This is a genomic window from Bacillota bacterium (assembly GCA_012842395.1).
GTDB lineage: Bacteria > Bacillota > SHA-98 > UBA4971 > UBA4971 > UBA6256.
This window is the reverse complement of sequence record DUSX01000017.1, coordinates 87834-105412: the sequence shown is the minus strand read 5'-3', so window position 1 is coordinate 105412 and position 17579 is coordinate 87834. Positions and strand designations below refer to the sequence as shown.

Below are 17579 nucleotides of genomic sequence, written 5' to 3'. Positions count from 1 at the left end.
CATGCGCGGTGCGTCGAAGCCCAAGGTGGTCATCTTCGGGGCGGGCAGCTCTTTCACATTCCAGCTGGCGAAGGACATTCTCCTCATCCCGGGGATCGGGTGTGGGACCTTCGCACTGGTGGACATCGACGCGGAGAGGTTGGGCATCGCCCGGAGACTGGTGGAGAAGCTCGTCTCGCTCGCTGGCAGGCATTGGGACGTGATCTCGTCAGTCGAGCGCCGTGAGGTTATGGGCGATGCTGATTACGTGATCAACACCATCGAAGTCTCCGGCGTGTCCACGGTGGGTTTCGACTACGAGATACCCAAGAAGTACGGGATCGATCAGTGCATCGGGGATACCATTGGGCCCGGCGGCGTCATGAAGGCGTTGCGGACGATCCCGGCGTGGGTAGAGATCCTGCGTGACGCGGAGGAGCTTTGCCCTCGCGCCCTCGTCATGAACTACACGAACCCCATGTCCATGATGATGCTGGCGGCGGTGCGAACGAGTAAGCTAAGGGTCGTGGGGCTTTGCCATTCGGTCCAGAACACGTCCAAGCAGCTCGCCACGTACTTGGGTGTGCCGTATGAGGAACTCGTTTGGGAATGCGCCGGGATCAATCACATGGCTTGGTTTACCAGGCTCGAACACGGCGGTCGGGACATGTACCCGGTGCTTCGGGAGAAAGCAAAGGATCCGGCGATATACGAGCGGGACCCCGTGCGTTTCGAGGTCATGCTGCACTTCGGCGCGTTCGTCACCGAGTCGAGCGGGCATTTCTCCGAATACGTGCCGTACTTCCGCAAGCGCCCCGATCTCATACAGAAGTACTGCCGCGAAGGGTATCTCGGTGGATCGGGGTTTTATGCCAAGAACTGGCCGCAATGGCGCAAGGACAACGACGCGCGGGCCATGCGCCTTGTGTCCGGCGAAGAGCACTACGAGCTCACAAGAAGCCATGAGTATGCCTCGGCCATCATCGAGGCCCATTTATTCGATCGGCCGACCGTGATTCACGCGACCGTCCTGAACGGGGGGCTCATCGAAAACCTTCCCTTCGACGGGGTCGTGGAGGTGCCTGTGCTGGTTGATGGCGCTGGCTACCATCCTTGCCGTTTCGGCCGACTTCCATCGCAACTGGCAGCGCTGTGTCAATCTAACATGGCCGTTTACGAGCTCGGGGTCAAGGCAGCCCTCGAGGGCGACCGGGAGGCGGCGATCCATGCTATGATGCTCGACCCGCTGAGCGCGGCGGTATGCTCTCCTGCGGAGCTCAGAGCCATGGCTGAGGAGCTGTTCGCGGCCGAGGCAGGTTTTCTTCCCTTCTAGTGGTGTGCGTTTTCCGGGCTACTTGGAGCGCCCGGTTTTTGTTTAGAACTTTATGAAAGATGGCAGGATTCATAGGAGGCTCAGCGAATAGTTATGCACGAGATCGCGGCACCGGCGCTTGTGCCAGGGGCATAGAGATTCGACCAGCTCGAGCTCGCGTGCGAAAGCCGAATGACGTGCGCCCGAGGCTCGCCGAGGAGGGAGGGCATGTTCGATAACCTTGGGCCAGGCCCGATAGCGTTAGGCGAGACGTCAGGGGCGCGTAAGGTAGCGCAGAGTTGTGGCGACGATTTGCTCGGCAGTACACCACAGAAGTGGTGTCGTGAGGTTCGTCAGCCGGGCGAGCGGGGAGCTACACCCGGGCTGGCGCAGGCGCTTAATTTAGGCTCTTGAGAAACGCTCTGCTGCTTGTTGCGGAACGAGGATAGTTGGCGGTGTTCGAGATGAGCGCGCTCGAGTGGCGAACGGGGTCGCTGCCCATGAAAGCGGATGACACCAGGCTTCTACGCAGGATTAACACTCTTAGAGTATTCCAGGTCCTTAGAGAGAAGGGCCCCATGTCCCGCGCTGAGCTTGCCGGGGTCACTGGCTTGACTCCCGCCACGATCTCCAACGTTGTGTCGACGCTCATAAAATGCAGGATTGTGCGAGAGATAGGTTTTGGAGAATCAAGCGGCGGACGGCCTCCCGTTCTCCTTGAGTTCGACCCGAAAGCTTTTTACCTTGCTGGGGTGGATCTCGGGGTAAGCAAGGTCATCGCGGTCGTGACGGACCTTCAGGGAAGCACGGTTTCTCGCGCGAAAATGGACCTCGACGTGGGCGTCGGCAAAGAGGGCATACTCTCCCGCATGCTGGAGGCGGCGCGCGAAGCCCAGTCACAGGCCGGCTCCGCTCGGGACAAGGTCGCGGGAATAGGGGTGAGTGTTCCGGGCCTGACCGACGTGGTGAACGGGGTCTCGGTGTTCGCACCTAACATACCGGGTTGGAGCAACGTTCCCGTCGCAGACATCTTCCGCGGGGAGTTCAGCCTGCCGTGCTGGATTGAGAACGATGCGCGGGCGATGGCCTTGGGTGAGGCAAGGTTCGGAGTGGGTCGGGGCCGCAGGAACCTCATCTGCGTGAACGTGGGCCGCGGCATCGGTGCCGGGCTCATCCTCAACGGTGAGCTGTACCGGGGGGAGCGCGGGGGCGCGGGCGAAATTGGCCACACCACGGTTGATCCCAACGGGCCTGTGTGTCCGTGCGGCAACAATGGGTGCCTGGAGGTGGTGGCTTCCGGGCCCAGCATTGCGGCGGCGGCCATAAGGGCGGTCTCCGCCGGGGCTCGCACGACGATAAGGGATATGGTTGGCGGCAGGATCGAGAACATCACGGCGGAGGTGGTCTCCGAAGCCGCCAACGAGGGCGACCTCCTGGCGCGCAGGTTGATCTGCGAGGCCGGCAGATACCTCGGCATCGGCATAGCGAACGCCGTGAACCTCTTCAGCCCCGAGATGGTGGTCATCGGCGGCGGCGTCTCGCGCGCAGGAGACCTCCTCTTCAACGAGATAAAGTGCGTTGTGAGGAAGCGGGCCTTCACGACCATGGTGAACCTTCCGGAGATCGTGCCGTCCTCCTTGGGCGAGGACGCGAGCAGCATCGGTGCAGCCGCACTGGTGCTCGAGAATATGCTTGAGACCGGCGAATTCGTGGACTGTACAAAGACTTCTGAGTGACCGCGGGTAAGTCCCGTGTTCTGACGGCCCGGTGTGGGATGTGCTGAAGAAAGGGGGGATGCGCGGAGACTGCCCGGTGCGCAGCTGTGAATCCAACTTCAACTAGCGACAACAGCCCATTACCGTCCATGTTGTTCAACGTTGCTCAACTCCTTCCTCCGATCAAGGCTTCATGTCTTCTTGTGCTGCTTCGCTGCCCACACTTCACTGCCTACCTGGGAACGCCGACGGCCTTGGCACCGGCGAGAAGAAGAAGGCCTCGCGTTGCACACGCATTGTTCTGGCTCGGGGAACGGCATCGAGGTCGGCTGACAGGCAACCAACCCGATTCTGAAAGGAGAGTCAGGCCACTATGAGGAAAGCGGTGCGTATGGCTGTGTGCGTCGCTTTGTTTGCTTTGGTGTGCACGACGACTTGTTGCGTGGCGAACGCCGCTGCCAAGGTCCAGTTGACGTTTTGGAACATGCCGTTCGTGACCCAGGAGGTCTCTCCCGACTACGTCGCATGGTGGGAGAGCGCGGTGGAGAAGGCCCTCCCGGATGTGGTCGTCGACAAGTTCTACGGACCCGGCTCATATCCCGAAATGCAAAAGAAATACGTGATCCAGGCAAAGACGGGCAAGCCGGACGTGATCGAGGGACTCGTCGAAGACATGCCCATTTATCTGAGCATGGGGCTTATAGCCGATCTTACTGATGAGTTCAACGCTTGGAACGAAAAGGCCAACTTCGTCAAGGGTGCCGTGGACGCCTTGACAGTAGATGGAGCCATTTACGGGATTCCTTACAACACTAACGCCCGCGTCCTACTCTACAGAAAAGACCTCTTCAAAGAATATGGTCTCGAGGTCCCGAAGACTTGGGACGACCTAGTGAAGACAGCTTCCGCCATTACGAGGAAATCCAACAAGAAGGTGTACGGGTTCACCTGCGTCACTGAGGTTGGCGAATCGCGAGGATTCCAGGAGTTCATCTCATGGTATTTCCAGGTGAGCAAAGGCCGACAGATCTTCGAGAAGGTCGGCGGTAAGTGGGTTTGCGTGGCTACGCCTGAGCAGTTCGAGAGGGTGTTGCAGCTTTACTATGATCTTCTGTTCTGCGACCCGGAGTTCCCGGCGATGGATCCCGCGCAGAGGGGTGCTGGGTGGATGCCTGAGGACAACGGGTACGTCGCTGGAAAGTGGGCGATGGTCCCGATGGGGCCGTGGATCTGGGGGCACCGTGCTGATAACGAGACCGCGCGCGCGATCCTAGAGGAGAAGACCGGCATAGCACCGCTGCCGATCCCCCCTGGAGGCATTCAGGCAACCTACATGGAAGTCAAACCTATCATGGTCAACGCACATTCAAAGGATCAGTCGAAGGCGTGGGAGCTTGTCAAGTTCATCACGTCGAGGGACGCCATGGCCGGTTGGGCGGCCAGCTCCGGGTTCATTCCCGCCCGCAAGGACGTGTCCGCTTTGGAGGAATTCAAGAGCAACTGGTGGCAACAAGGCTTCAGCGCGCAGCTGCCCACCGGCATCTGCCCCTCTCCGCTGAACTGGGCGCCTGCGAAAGACGCCATATTCAAAGCCATCAATGCAGTCATCTACAAGACCATGTCGCCCAAGGAAGCTGCCAAGCGCCTGTGCGACGATCTTGCGAAAGTGGCCAGTGAGGGCCTGCTGTAGCCCGTCCACCGGACGTCAAGCGCGTGGACGAACGATTCTCTTGTCGCAGGCGTGCGACGAGACTCGGGGTTTGTGACGTCGGAGAAGGGACCAGGAAGGGAAGGCGGGGTGTGACACAGGCACATGGTAGAGGGACGTTTGAGAGGCAAGACCGGCTACATTCTATGTGCGCCCGCTGTCGCCGTGCTCGGCGTGCTTGTGGCGCTCCCGCTCGTAAGCGGCGTGTGGCAGGCTTTCACCGACGCCAACCTATTGAGGCCGACCGTCCGCACGGTCGGCCTCGCGAATTTTGCCAAGATGGTGCTCGACCCCGTGTTTTGGGTCGCGCTACGACACTCTCTTGCGCTCACTGCCGTAGCGGTGATCCTCCAGCTCGCCCTCGGCACCATTTTAGCCTTGGCTCTAAAACAGAACGTGCCGGGCGTAGGTGTCTTCAGAAGCCTGGCCATGACAACCTGGGTGATCCCTGTAGTCGCCACGGTGGTCATGTTCAAGTTCATGACCCAGACGGGTTACGGATTCTTCAACATGGTTCTAGAGAGAATTGGGTTGGGTAGGTACGCGACGTACTGGTTCGGGGACATTCGCTGGGCGTTCCCGCTCGTGGTGTTCCTCCACCTGTGGAGGAACGTCCCATTCTACGGTGTCGCGCTGCTTGCTGCGATGCAGTCGATCCCAAAGGATCTCTATGAAGCAGCGCAGATAGATGGGGCCGATGCTTGGCAGCAGTTCTGGCACATCACCGTGCCGGGGATCAAGTACACGGCCATGGTGATGGTCACCATACATGTGATCTGGACGTTCAACAACTTCGATCTCGTTTACCTTGCGACCGGCGGAGGCCCGGTCGATGTGACTGAGGTGCTGCCCGTATACCTTTACAAGCAATGTTGGCACAACTTTTCCATGGGGTACGGTGCCGCGCTCGGGGTCGCGATGCTGGTCCTTCTAGCTACGTTTTTCTTGCTTTATACCAAGGTGACTGGGGAGAGGGAGATCTAGCGAGCTGGCCACGACTCCGCGCCGGTTTTGAGCGTGCAGGCCCTGTTCAGGGCTGCCGGCCTTTCCCTCCAGGGACGGCGCGCTTGCGGCGTGCCTCGTTCGAACGCCGAGGCCTTGGCTTGAAACCATTTGTCTCGCGTTGCAGATGCCGCCGCCGAGCGCTACAAAGACCCGGAGCTGTGGCCCTCCTAGGCAGCTGCGCAGCAAGTCGCCTGTCGACGCGTTGACCACCGGACGGTGAGGGGAGGGGCACGGATGAACGCGATTGAGAACAGCGGTCCGTCTAGCAAGGGGATGCAGGTGCTCCCCAACAGGCACTCGCGTACGAAGACGAGAAACAGGCTCAGGCAGGTCGTCCTCACTTACGCAGTACTCGTGGCGTTTTATTCCTTTTTCCTGGTTCCTATCGGCTGGATCATACTGACCTCATTCAAGAAGCCTGACGCAATCCTGCGTGATTCCCTCGTTTGTGGTATCAAAGACCTCACCCTGTCCAACTACGTGAACATCCTCTCGGTGACGGATTTCCCTACCAACTTGTGGAACTCAGTCAAGATCGCCACGGGTGTGACAGCGATAACGCTGGTTCTGGCGACGCTCGGAGGCTATGGCCTGAGCCGGTACCGGTTGAAGGCACAAAACTACATCATTGCTGGGATCTTCGCGTCGCAGATGTTCCCGCCTGTGCTCATACTCATACCTCTGTACGCGTGGATGCTGAAACTCGCCATGGTGGATACGTACCCAGGCATCATCCTCGCCCAGCTCACGCTCACCTTGCCTTTCGGCGTATGGATGGCCAAGGGATATCTTGACGGAATCCCGAAGGAAATCGATGAGGCTGCGGTCATAGATGGGTGCGGGACACTGAGAACGCTTGCTCAGATCATAGTTCCTACCGCCCTGCCAGGCATACTTGTGGTCGCGTTCTACGCATTCATCGTCTCGTGGGGAGACTTCCTCGTCGTGTCTGTGCTCACGCAGAGCAACGCAACGGCAACGATACCTTTCACTCTCTGGCGCATATCAGTGTCGTTGATAATCAAATGGGGCCAGGTCGCGGCCGCGACTACCCTGACGATACTTCCGACCATAGTGTTGTTCGCGTTCGTGCAGAGGTGGCTCGTGGAAGGGCTCACGGCCGGCGCGTCCAAGGGATGAGGCGATGGGCGCCTGGCCGGGCCAGGCGCGGGCCGCGCCGCCGCCGCAAAGTCGAGCCCTCCCCGGTTGAACGGTTGTCTAGTGCGCCCAGTTGCGCTACAATGCTTCCAGGAGGATGGTCAATGGGAGCGGCAACCGGGGGCATTCTGGAGGACCTCAACCCAGCCCAGCGACAGGCGGCCTGCCACATCGAGGGGCCGCTGCTCATATTAGCGGGCGCCGGGTCGGGCAAGACCCGTGTGCTCACCCATCGCATCGCCTACCTCATAGGCGAACAAGGCGTATTCCCTGACAGCATTCTTGCGGTGACCTTCACCAATAAAGCCGCGAACGAGATGCGCGAACGTGTGTCCCGGCTCGTGGGGCCGTGGAGCCGCAGCATCTGGGTGAGCACCTTCCATGCATTCTGCGCAAAGGTGCTAAGGCGCGATATCGACAAGCTGGGCATCCCTAGGAGCTTCACCATTTTCGATGAAGCGGACCAGAAGTCGGCCATGAAGCGCGCGCTCCGCGAGCTCGGCATAGACGAGACGAGGTTCCAGCCCGAAGGGGTGCTCGCCGCGGTGAGCACGGCCAAGAACGAGCTCGTGGGCCCGGATGAGTACAGGAAACGGGCGCGTGGGTTCTGGGAGGAGACGGTGGCCCGTGTGTACCCCGTGTACCAGCGGATCCTGCGTGAGAGCTCAGGCTTGGACTTCGACGACCTGCTCGTCGAAACGGTGAGGCTCTTCAAGGAACATCCGGCGGTTCTCGAACGATATCAGCAACAACTCAGGTACATCTTGGTCGATGAGTACCAGGACACGAACCATGCCCAGTACGAGCTGGTGAACATGCTTGCCGCACAGCACCGCAACATCTGCGTTTGCGGCGATCCCGACCAGTCCATCTATCGCTGGCGCGGGGCGGACATCAGGAACATCCTTGAGTTCGAACGGGATTACCCCGATGCCACGGTGATAAAGCTCGAGCAGAATTACAGGTCCACCCAGGTGATCCTGGATATAGCGAACCACGTGATCGCGAAGAACAAGGCGCGCAAAGAGAAAAACCTCTGGACCACCAACGGGCGGGGGCGCGAGGCTATCTACTATGAGGCATGGGACGAGCGGGACGAGGCCTCGTTTGTTGCGTCCGAGATAGGACAGGCTGTGCGCAAAGGCCGGCGTCCGGGAGATTTCGTGGTTCTCTATCGCACGAACGCCCAGTCCAGGGTGTTTGAGGACACGTTCTTGGGGATGGGCCTCCCTTACAAGGTCGTGGGCGGGTTGAAGTTCTACGAGAGGAAGGAGATCAAGGACATCCTTGCTTACTTGAAGCTTGTCCTGAATCCCGACGACCTTCTGAGCCTCTCAAGGGTGGTGAACGTCCCGAAGCGCGGGGTCGGCCAGGCTACCTTGGAGAAATACGTGGCCTACGCCAAGAAGGCCGGGATGCCGCTCGCCTTCGCGATGGGCGACCCTGCGGCGGAGGTGCCCGGTGTCGCTTCGAAGGCAAAGGCCGCTCTCTCCGAGTTCGCATCCCTCATCCGCGACCTCGCTGATGTCGCGGCGAGGTTACCTGTTTACGAGATCACGAAGAGAGTCATAGACGGCTCGGGGTACCTAGAGGCGTTGAAGGAGGAACGCACGGTCGAGGCCGATACGAGGGCCGAGAACGTCAAGGAACTCCTGTCCGTCACACGCGAGTTTGACGCGAGGGACAGCGAATCGAGAGGACTCGCTGGGTTCCTGGAGGAAGTCACCCTCGCGACCGACGTTGACCTTCTCGACGAGGAAGAGGAAGGGGTCACCCTCATGACCCTCCACGCCGCGAAGGGCCTGGAATTCCCGGTGGTCTTCCTCGTGGGCATGGAAGAGGGCCTCTTCCCCCACGCGCGGACTCTTGAGAGCGAAGAGGAGCTTGAGGAGGAGCGGCGGCTCTGTTACGTTGGGATAACGCGGGCCAAGGAGGCCCTGTATTTCACGCGCGCGAGGGAGCGCCTTCTGTACGGCGAGATCGTGATAAACGAGCCCTCCCGTTTTCTCGCTGACGTCCCGGAAGACCTGTGTCGCAACGTGACGAGGAGGCCGGGCTCAGCCTGGGGGCTCGCGAGAAGGGCGGTTTCCCGGCCAGGGCCGGACCTAGAGACAGAGGCGGGCCTGGGCGGAAACGCAGGCGTACGCCTTTCGGGCTCGACGCCTCGTCATCCCGGGTCAACCGGGTCGCCGCCGAGCGACGTGAGGCGGGCCGCCCGCGTCGACGGCTCACGGGCCGTTCTTTCTTATCATCCGGGGGACAAGGTGAAGCACGGCGAGTGGGGGCTTGGCACCGTGGTGAACGCGGAGGGCGAGGGCAGGAACGCCATAGTGACTGTGGCGTTCCCAGGCGTGGGCGTGAAGAGGCTGGCGGTCGCGTACGCGCCCCTCGAGCCTGCCCCTTAGGGTGACGGACTGGCGGACGCGATACCGCCCCGGTGGCGAGTGGGCCCTGCCCTGGGTGATCCTCGCTGATATCTGGGAGATGGTCGGGGCAGGATCGGAAGGTACGAAGGAGGCTGATGGGCGTGGCCGAGTCGGAGGACATCCGCGTGATCGAGGATAGGCTCCGGAAGCTGCGTGACGAGATCGAGTTCCATAATTACCGGTACTACGTGCTTGACGACCCAGTCATCTCCGACGCTGAGTACGACCGCCTGATGAACGAGCTCGTTCGGCTCGAGGCGGCACATCCCGAGCTCGTGACGCCTGACTCGCCGACTCAGCGCGTGGGGGCGGCGCCCGCCGCTGCCTTCGCGCCTGTCGTCCACAGGTCTCCCATGATGAGCCTGGCAAACGTGTACTCGGTCGAGGAGATTCGGGCGTTCGATGCCAGGGTGAGGAGGGCTCTCGATGGCGAGCCCGTCGAGTACGTGGCGGAGCTCAAGATCGACGGCCTCGCCGTGTCGTTGGTGTACGAGGACGGTAGGTTCGTCCGCGGCGCCACGCGTGGCGACGGCACCACAGGCGAGGATGTGACGCATAACCTCAAGACGATCCGCTCGATTCCCATGCGGCTTCGCCTGGACAAGCCCGTGAGCATGGACGTGCGCGGCGAGGTCTATATGGTCCGCCGCGAGTTCCAGAAGCTGAACGAGGAACGGCGGGCAGCGGGTGAGCCGCTCTTCGCGAACCCCCGCAACGCTGCGGCAGGGTCGCTCCGGCAGCTCGACCCGAAGGTCACGGCCGAGCGCCCGCTTGATATCTTTGTGTACGGCATCGGATATGTGATCGGCGCTGAGGACGCCGCTCCAGACACGCACTTCGAGGCGCTCAGCTTTCTGAAGAAGGCGGGGTTCCGAACAAATCCCAACACGCGTCTGTGCCGCACCGTCGACGAAGTGCTCGACTACTGCGCGCATTGGGGCGAGATGCGGGCCTCTCTTGACTACGAGATCGACGGCGTTGTGGTGAAGGTCAATTCCCTAGCGCAACAGGAAAGGTTGGGTGCGACGGCGCGAAGCCCGCGCTGGGCGGTGGCGTACAAATTCCCCGCACGGCAGGCCACCACGGTGGTGCGCGATATCATCGTGCAAGTGGGCCGGACGGGCACCCTGACCCCTGTTGCCGTTCTGGAACCAGTGGAGCTTGCCGGGTCCACGGTGAGCCGCGCGACCCTGCACAACGAGGACATGATCAGGGCGAAGGACATCCGAATCGGCGACACCGTTGTGGTTGAGAAGGGCGGGGATGTGATCCCTGAGGTCGTCAAGGCGGTGGCAGACAGGCGCACTGGTGCGGAACGCGAGTTCCGAATGCCCGAGAAATGTCCGGAGTGCGGCGCCGACGTGGTGAGGCTCGAAGGAGAGAGCGCCTATCGGTGCGTCGGCGGGATGGCGTGCCCCGCACAGGTCCGTGAGAGCATTCTCCACTTCGCCTCGCGCGACGCCATGGACATAGAGGGGATGGGCCCCTCGCTGGTGGCGCAGCTCATCGACGCCGGCCTCGTCAAAACGGTCGCGGACATCTACGACCTCAAGCTCGAAGACGTGGCGGCCCTTGAAAGAATGGGGAAGAAATCCGCGGAGAACTTGCTCAGCGCCATAGAGAAATCGAAGAGCCACCCGCTCCACCGGCTTGTGTTCGCCCTGGGCATCCGGCACGTGGGGGAGCGATCCGCCCGGGACCTCGCCGAGCACTTCGGCACGATGGATAGGCTTGCTTCTGCCACGTTCAGTGAGCTTACGGACGTGCGCGACGTTGGTCCGAAGGTCGCCGAGAGCGTCCTTGCGTTCTTCAGGGAGCCTAGGAACCGTGAGATCCTGCGTAGGCTTGCGGACGCCGGCGTCAACATGAAGGAGGCCGAGAAGGGCGTTTCCGCGGGGAAGAGCCCGCTCGCCGGCAAGACGGTCGTGCTCACGGGCGCCCTGGAGCGTTTCACGCGCAAGGAGGCCGAGGAGGCTGTGCTGGCGCGAGGCGGCAGGGTCTCCGGGAGCGTGAGCAGGAAGACAGACTATGTCGTGGTCGGCAGGGATCCTGGGTCCAAGTACGAGAAAGCCCGCGAGCTCGGAGTGACTGTTTTGGATGAACGTGAGTTCGAGAGACTGCTGGAGGGAGGATGACCACCAGCTTGGGCTTCGCAGGGCAGACTTACGGTTGGAAACGCCTCGCCCAGGCGGGGTTTTCGGGGGAGATGTCGATTGAGGATCACGATCGCCGATGTGGACCACGTAGCCATGCTCGCGCGTCTCGCCTTCTCGGCAGAGGAGAAGGCCGAAATGGCCGAGCAGCTCTCGAGAATCGTCGGGTACATAGAAAAGCTGAACGAGCTTGACACCGAGGACGTAAGCCCGACGGCCCATGCTGTGCCTCTTCGGAACGTGCTGCGGGACGACCGGGTTCGCCCGTCTCTTGACATCGCCGATGCGCTCGCGAACGCGCCGGACCGGGAAGGCGGCTACTTCAAAGTGCCGAGGATCCTCGAGTCTGAATAGCTGTGAGTATGCCGCCGAGAGTCCCGGCCACTTTTCGGCGGAGGGGTCTTGCCCAGGGTTACCGGTCTTGCCCTCCGGGGACGGCGCGCTCGCAGCGCGCCTCGTTCGAATTCGGCGCTTAAGACAGCCGAATTCTCCACGCCCCGTCGTGCAAGCCCCGGCAACCCTAGCACCGTCAAAAAGGGAGACGAAAACTTACGGCGCCATACTTGGATCCGAATAGACGCGCGGACACGACCCTGGGTCCGGCGCGTGAGAAGGGCGGATGGTTCGGGTTGGAAGTCTACGAGCTTACAGCACATGAACTTAGGGAGAAGATCGAGCGACGCGAGATCGGCGTGGAGGAGCTGGTCCGCTCCCTGCTCGATAGGATAGACCGGGTGGACACCGCCGTCCGCGCGTACCTGACTGTGGCACGGGAACGCGCGCTTGAGAGGGCGCGAGCAGCGGACGAGAGGCTTGCACGCGGGGAGCCCGCAAGGCCTCTGGAGGGGATTCCCGTAGCCCTCAAGGACAACATGTGCACGCGCGGGATCGAGACAACGTGCGCCTCGAGGATCCTCAAGGGATTCGTGCCGCCCTACGACGCTACCGTGGTGGAGCTCCTGGAAGGCGCGGGCGCGATAATCATTGGTAAGACCAACATGGACGAGTTCGCCATGGGATCCTCCACCGAGAACTCGGGCTTCTTCGCGACCCACAACCCGTGGGCCCTTGAAAGGGTCCCTGGCGGCTCAAGCGGCGGAAGCGCGGCGGCGGTCGCCGCAGACGAGGCCATCGTGGCCCTGGGCTCGGACACAGGCGGCTCTGTCCGGCAACCGAGTGCGCTCTGCGGAGTGGTGGGCCTGAAGCCCACGTACGGGCTGGTATCAAGGTATGGGCTCATCGCGTTCGCCTCGTCGCTCGACCAGATCGGGCCCATCACGAAGGATGTGCGCGACTGTGCCTTGGTGCTCGGTGTCATAGCGGGCCATGACCCGCGCGACTCCACGTCCGTGCCGGGAACGTCGGGCGACTACCTGGGAAGCCTGGTCCCGGACGTGCGCGGGATAAAGATAGGCGTTCCGAGAGAATACTTCGGTGACGGCATGGCCCCGGGGGTGAAGGCTGCCGTGGGCCAGGCTCTCAAGACGCTGCAAGAGATGGGGGCGATCCTGGCGGACGTGTCGCTTCCTCATTCCGAGTACGCGCTCGCGACATACTACATAGTCGCGCCTGCTGAGGCCAGCTCGAACCTGGCGCGTTACGACGGGGTCCGGTACGGCTACCGAGCCGAAGGGTGCCCTGACTGCGTGTCCATGATGACGCGGACCAGGAGCGAGGGGTTCGGAGCCGAGGTGAAGCGCAGGATCATGCTGGGCACATACACTCTGAGCGCCGGGTACTACGAGGCATACTATCTCAAGGCGCTCAAGGTGCGTACTCTCATCACCCGCGACTTCGACCGCGCGTTCGAGAAGTGCGACTGCCTGGTCTCGCCGACTTCGCCCACAGTGGCGTTCAGGTTCGGGGAGAGGACCAGTGACCCTCTCGCCATGTACCTATCAGACGTCTACACTGTAACCGCGAACCTCGCCGGCATACCAGCGGTGTCGGTCCCGTGCGGATTCGGTGAAGACGGAATGCCGGTGGGCCTTCAGATTCTCGGCAAACACTATGACGAGGCGACCGTGCTGCGCGTGGCGTACGCCTTCGAGCAGGCCACTTGGTTCCACAAGTCGAAGCCGTCCCTCCATGATCGGGGGAGCGGCGGGGCCGCGGCGCGCGCGACTGACGTCGGGGCGCGCGGCGCATCTTCGAGCGGCGCATGCTCGAGCGGCGGCATCGCGAGGGGCGCTGGCTCGGGGGACGTCCGGGGACGGCTCATTTCCAGGACGACCGGGGGTGTGGGGGATGTCTAGGGAGACAGAGGCTGGCACGAGACCCGTCGCGGATGTGTCGGACTTCGAGCCTGTGATCGGCCTCGAGGTCCACGTGGAGCTCCTGACGGATTCCAAGTTGTTCTGCGGGTGCTCCACTGCTTTCAATGCTCCCCCGAACGCCCACACATGTCCGGTGTGCCTGGGCCTTCCCGGGGTGCTGCCGGTGATCAACCGCAAGGCAGTGGAGCTGGCGATAAAGACCGCCCTCGCTCTGAACTGCGAGGTGGCAAGTTTCTCCAAGTTCGACCGCAAGAACTATTTTTATCCTGACCTACCAAAGAATTACCAGATATCTCAGTACGACCTCCCTCTGGCCAGCCGGGGGTACGTGGACATCGCCGTGGGCGGAGTCGCCCGCCGCGTGAGGATAAGGCGGGTTCACCTTGAGGAGGACGCCGGCAAGTCAGTCCACGAGAGTGGCACGATCACTGGGTCGAGTTTCTCGCTGGAGGACTATAACCGCACGGGGGTGCCGCTTCTCGAGATCGTGAGCGAGCCGGACATCAGATCGCCTGAGGAGGCGTACGCGTATCTTTCGATGTTGAAGAGCATCCTTCGCTACTTGGATGTGTCCGACTGCAAAATGGAGGAGGGCTCGCTTCGATGCGATGCGAACATCTCGGTGAAGCCCAAGGGGTCGCCGGCCCTCGGCACGCCCATCGAGCTCAAGAACCTGAACTCCTTCAGGGCGGTGGAGAAAGCCCTCGCGTACGAGTGTGCACGGCAGGCTGAGGCGCTCGCCCGCGGCGAGCGTATCGCGCGCGAGACGAGGCACTGGGATGAATCCCGCCAAATCACCGTCGCCATGAGGCACAAGGAGGAGGCGGACGACTACAGGTACTTCCCGGATCCGGACCTCGTTCCGCTCGAGATAGACGAGGCGTGGGTGGAGGAGCTGAGAGGCACTCTCCCCGAGCTTCCGGGGGCGCGTTTCGATAGGTTCACGCGGCAATACGGGCTCCCGGCCTACGATGCCGCGATCCTGACCGAATCGAGAGACCTCGCCGGCTACTTCGAGGCGGCGGCTGCGGCATACGGCGCTGACCCGAAGGTCGTCAGCAACTGGATCATGGGCGAGCTTGCGAGGCTCATGAACGCGACCGGCACCGACATACGGCAGGTGAAGGTGAGTCCCGACTCGCTCGCAGCGATGTTGAAAATGATAGACGACGGGATAATCAGCGGGAAGATAGCGAAAACGATCTTCGAGGAGATGTTCGCCACGGGGAAGGGGCCCCGTCAGGTCGTGGAGGAAAAGGGCCTGGTGCAGATAGCTGACGAGGGGGAGCTTGCCGGGATCGTTGATGATGTCATAGCGGAGAATTCCGATGTTGCCAGCGAGATACGCGCGGGTAAGGACAGGGCCCTCGGCTTTCTCGTCGGCCAGGTGATGAAGAAGACACGCGGCCGCGCGAACCCACAGGCTGTGAACAAGCTGCTCCGGGAGCGGCTCGCGCCCGGGGAGCCGGGATAACAGGCGGAGCATGTGAGAAGGTAGATGCAGCGGAAACGCCGGACGATGCATGATGACGCAGGAGGACAGAAGCAGGAGGACGCAAAGTGCGCGAAGGATCACAAGACGGTTTCCGTTTCAAGGGATTCTGGGCGAGCCCGGTCCATCGGCAATTGGTTGCCGATGGATCGCTCGTTCTGACGACGCTCGTTTGGGGCGCCACATTCGTCGTGGTCAAGGACATGGTCGCCAGGGTCGACGCGATAGCCCTCGTGGCTGTGCGCTTTCTCATGGCTGCTGTCATCATCGGTGTGGCAGTCGCTCCCCGGTTCAGGCGCATGACGCTGAGGCTCGCGGGCGCGGGGGTATTGGTAGGCCTAGCATTGTTCGTCGGGTATGCCTTCCAAACCCTGGGCCTGGAGTACACCAGCGCGTCGAAGGCGGGGTTCATAACCGGTCTTTCGGTCGTGCTCGTCCCTATCCTGTCCACGTTGATCCTTAAGAAGCCGCCTGAGCCCGCCGCAATCGCAGGGGTCGGGTGCGCCGTCGTCGGCCTCGGGCTGCTCACCCTCGACCTCGGAGGTGGCCCCCTTTTCGAGGTCGGCGATCTCCTGGTCTTGGTCGGGGCCGTGGCGTTCGGGCTTCACATCGTCGCGGTGGGCAAGTTCGCCCCGCTCTTCGACGTGCCCTTGCTTGTGACGACGCAGCTCGCCACCGTGGCGGCCGCCGCCTTCGCGGTCGTGGCGGTCCGGACGCTTTGGTTAGGGCAGCACGTCGCGATGCCCGTCTCCATTCAAGACCTCGGCGGGGTCGCGTTTCTGGCAGTCTTCGGGACCGCGATGGCTTTCTTTGTCCAGAACGTCGCCCAGCGCTTCACCAGTCCCACCCATGTGGCCATCGTGTTCGCTACGGAGCCAGTGTTCGCTGGGATCTTTGGATGGCTCATCCTCGGGGAGCGTCTGACAGTAGCCCAACAAGCAGGCGCTGCACTCATCCTCGCGGGCATGCTTGCCTCCGAAGTGGGATTTCCGCGGAGGCGGCCGAGGCGAGAGCAAGGCGCAGAGGAGCCGCCGCAAGACCCCGAGCCCTAGGCGGGACTCCCACGCCGGGAAACTACGCGGACTTCTGGTAATATACTTATCTAGTCAGAGGCCGGAAGAGAGGTGCAGAGGATGGCTATGGAGTCTAGATCGGAGGGGTCAAAGCCGCGGCGTATGGCGAGAAACTCTCTTGCAGTCGCGGTCGTGCTGGTCGTGACGGCGGTCATGGCTTTCGCGGGCTTCGCAGGCCTTGTGTTTGCCGAAGAGAAGCGCACGGGCAGCATCGTTGTGTTCGGTGGCCCCATCCACGTGCGGCCGGACGAGGTTGTTGAGGGTGATGTGGTTTCTCTGGGGAACAGCATTACCGTTGACGGGCGAGTGACCGGAGACGCCGTGTCCGTAGGGTCCACCGTCGAGGTGAACGGGGAGGTCGAGGGCGATGTGGTGTCCGTGGGATCCACGGTTTTCCTCGGCGGCGGCGCCCGGGTCGGCAGGAATGTTACGAGCATAGGTGGGTCGGTTGAGAGGTGTCCCGGCGCCGTGGTGGGTGGGACCATCAACGAGCGGGGAAGGCCTTTCCGCTTCGATTTCCGTGGCGTGCCTCGGCCGAGGGCATGGGGCTGGTGGTATATGCCTCGCGCGTACTTCGGCCTGATGTGGTTCGCGCGGCTCGTGGGCGCCCTCGTGCTCGCCCTCGTGGTGGTGGCGTTGTGGCCCAATCATTCGGCTGCGGTTGGGGCGGCCATCGAAACGAGGCTCGGGCGGGTGGCGCTCGTGGGTCTGGTGGCGTGGCTGTTGTTCGTGCCAGGCATGATACTCCTGGCGGTCACGCTCATAGGCATACCTTTGGTGCCGGTGTGGATCCTGTTTTACGTCGTCAGTGGAATCTTCGGACATGCGGCTATCTCGGTCGTTGTGGGTGACAAGGTCGGGCGTCTCGCGAACGCGCGCATGTCGATCCTAGTCAAGGTCCTTGTCGGAGCGCTTGTCCTGGGAGCACTGGGGCTTATCCCAGTGCTTGGGGTGATCGTGGGCCTGGCTGTGGCTATCATCGGAGTCGGCGCAGTCCTGGACACTAGGTTCGGGACCAACAGGCCGTGGCTCCCACCGCGGCAGCCCCAACCGCAGCCTCAACCTCAACCGCAACCAGGGCCGGGGCCGCAACCAGGGCCGGAGCCACAGCCAGAGCCGGCTGTCCATCCCCTGCCTCAGCCGCACGATGACACGGAGCCGGGTACGCGGACTGCGGAGGAGCCCGCGCCGCCGGCGGCAGGCGCTGGGCCAGTAGACCCGCGGCAAGAGGGATAGGCGGGCGAACGGGGCCCGAAACTGGAGGGGCGGGCGCGGGCTCAGC

At 62.2% G+C, this 17579-nt stretch carries 11 protein-coding genes and 1 pseudogene; all 12 read left to right on the top strand.

Annotation, left to right across the window (positions count from 1 at the left end; genetic code table 11):
• The first annotated feature begins 1 nt into the window (after position 1).
• The 12 genes and pseudogenes from melA to GX515_05465 all read left to right on the top strand — a co-directional run bounded on the left by melA (position 2) and on the right by GX515_05465 (position 17533).
• Positions 2-1312, top strand: coding sequence for an alpha-galactosidase (gene melA / locus GX515_05520; protein ID HHY32476.1), 1311 nt, complete (start codon positions 2-4; stop codon positions 1310-1312).
• Positions 1313-1746: 434 nt separating this feature from the next.
• Positions 1747-3027, top strand: a complete 1281-nt coding sequence (locus GX515_05515) for an ROK family transcriptional regulator (GenBank protein ID HHY32475.1) — start codon at positions 1747-1749, stop codon at positions 3025-3027.
• 352 nt (positions 3028-3379) lie between these two features.
• Positions 3380-4696, top strand: a complete 1317-nt coding sequence (locus GX515_05510) for a sugar ABC transporter substrate-binding protein (protein HHY32474.1) — start codon at positions 3380-3382, stop codon at positions 4694-4696.
• Between the two features lie 138 nt (positions 4697-4834).
• Positions 4835-5698, top strand: a complete 864-nt coding sequence (locus GX515_05505) for a sugar ABC transporter permease (GenBank protein ID HHY32473.1) — start codon at positions 4835-4837, stop codon at positions 5696-5698.
• Positions 5699-5953: 255 nt separating this feature from the next.
• A complete protein-coding gene (locus GX515_05500) occupies positions 5954-6859 on the top strand; it encodes a carbohydrate ABC transporter permease (protein HHY32472.1) in 906 nt (301 codons plus the stop codon).
• A 122-nt stretch (positions 6860-6981) separates the two neighbouring features.
• Positions 6982-9282: a DNA helicase PcrA gene (gene pcrA / locus GX515_05495; protein ID HHY32471.1), complete on the top strand. Its 2301-nt coding sequence runs from the start codon at positions 6982-6984 to the stop codon at positions 9280-9282.
• 116 nt (positions 9283-9398) lie between these two features.
• The gene (gene ligA, locus GX515_05490) at positions 9399-11438 is read left to right on the top strand and encodes an NAD-dependent DNA ligase LigA (GenBank protein ID HHY32470.1); all 2040 of its coding nucleotides are present in this window, start codon (positions 9399-9401) and stop codon (positions 11436-11438) included.
• A gap of 78 nt (positions 11439-11516) precedes the next feature.
• Entirely contained in the window at positions 11517-11810 is a 294-nt protein-coding gene (gatC, locus tag GX515_05485; GenBank protein HHY32469.1) for an Asp-tRNA(Asn)/Glu-tRNA(Gln) amidotransferase subunit GatC, read from the top strand.
• 275 nt (positions 11811-12085) lie between these two features.
• A complete protein-coding gene (gene gatA / locus GX515_05480) occupies positions 12086-13711 on the top strand; it encodes an Asp-tRNA(Asn)/Glu-tRNA(Gln) amidotransferase subunit GatA (protein ID HHY32468.1) in 1626 nt (541 codons plus the stop codon).
• On the top strand, positions 13704-15206 hold the full coding sequence (gene gatB, locus GX515_05475) for an Asp-tRNA(Asn)/Glu-tRNA(Gln) amidotransferase subunit GatB (protein HHY32467.1): 1503 nt from the start codon (positions 13704-13706) through the stop codon (positions 15204-15206). Before gatA ends, gatB begins: the two co-directional genes overlap by 8 nt.
• 140 nt (positions 15207-15346) lie before the next feature.
• Positions 15347-16276 (top strand): annotated as a pseudogene (locus GX515_05470) (DMT family transporter).
• 87 nt (positions 16277-16363) lie between these two features.
• Positions 16364-17533, top strand: coding sequence for a hypothetical protein (locus GX515_05465; GenBank protein ID HHY32466.1), 1170 nt, complete (start codon positions 16364-16366; stop codon positions 17531-17533).
• Positions 17534-17579 lie beyond the last annotated feature (46 nt).

Excerpts from the sequence above, each read along its gene's own strand:
- melA (HHY32476.1), top strand. The coding sequence starts at position 2 with ATGCGCGGTGCGTCGAAGCCCAAGGTGGTCATCTTCGGGGCGGGCAGC.
- GX515_05510 (HHY32474.1), top strand. The coding sequence starts at position 3,380 with ATGAGGAAAGCGGTGCGTATGGCTGTGTGCGTCGCTTTGTTTGCTTTG.
- GX515_05500 (HHY32472.1), top strand. The coding sequence starts at position 5,954 with ATGAACGCGATTGAGAACAGCGGTCCGTCTAGCAAGGGGATGCAGGTG.
- pcrA (HHY32471.1), top strand. The coding sequence starts at position 6,982 with ATGGGAGCGGCAACCGGGGGCATTCTGGAGGACCTCAACCCAGCCCAG.
- ligA (HHY32470.1), top strand. The coding sequence starts at position 9,399 with ATGGGCGTGGCCGAGTCGGAGGACATCCGCGTGATCGAGGATAGGCTC.
- gatB (HHY32467.1), top strand. The coding sequence starts at position 13,704 with ATGTCTAGGGAGACAGAGGCTGGCACGAGACCCGTCGCGGATGTGTCG.
- GX515_05465 (HHY32466.1), top strand. The coding sequence starts at position 16,364 with ATGGAGTCTAGATCGGAGGGGTCAAAGCCGCGGCGTATGGCGAGAAAC.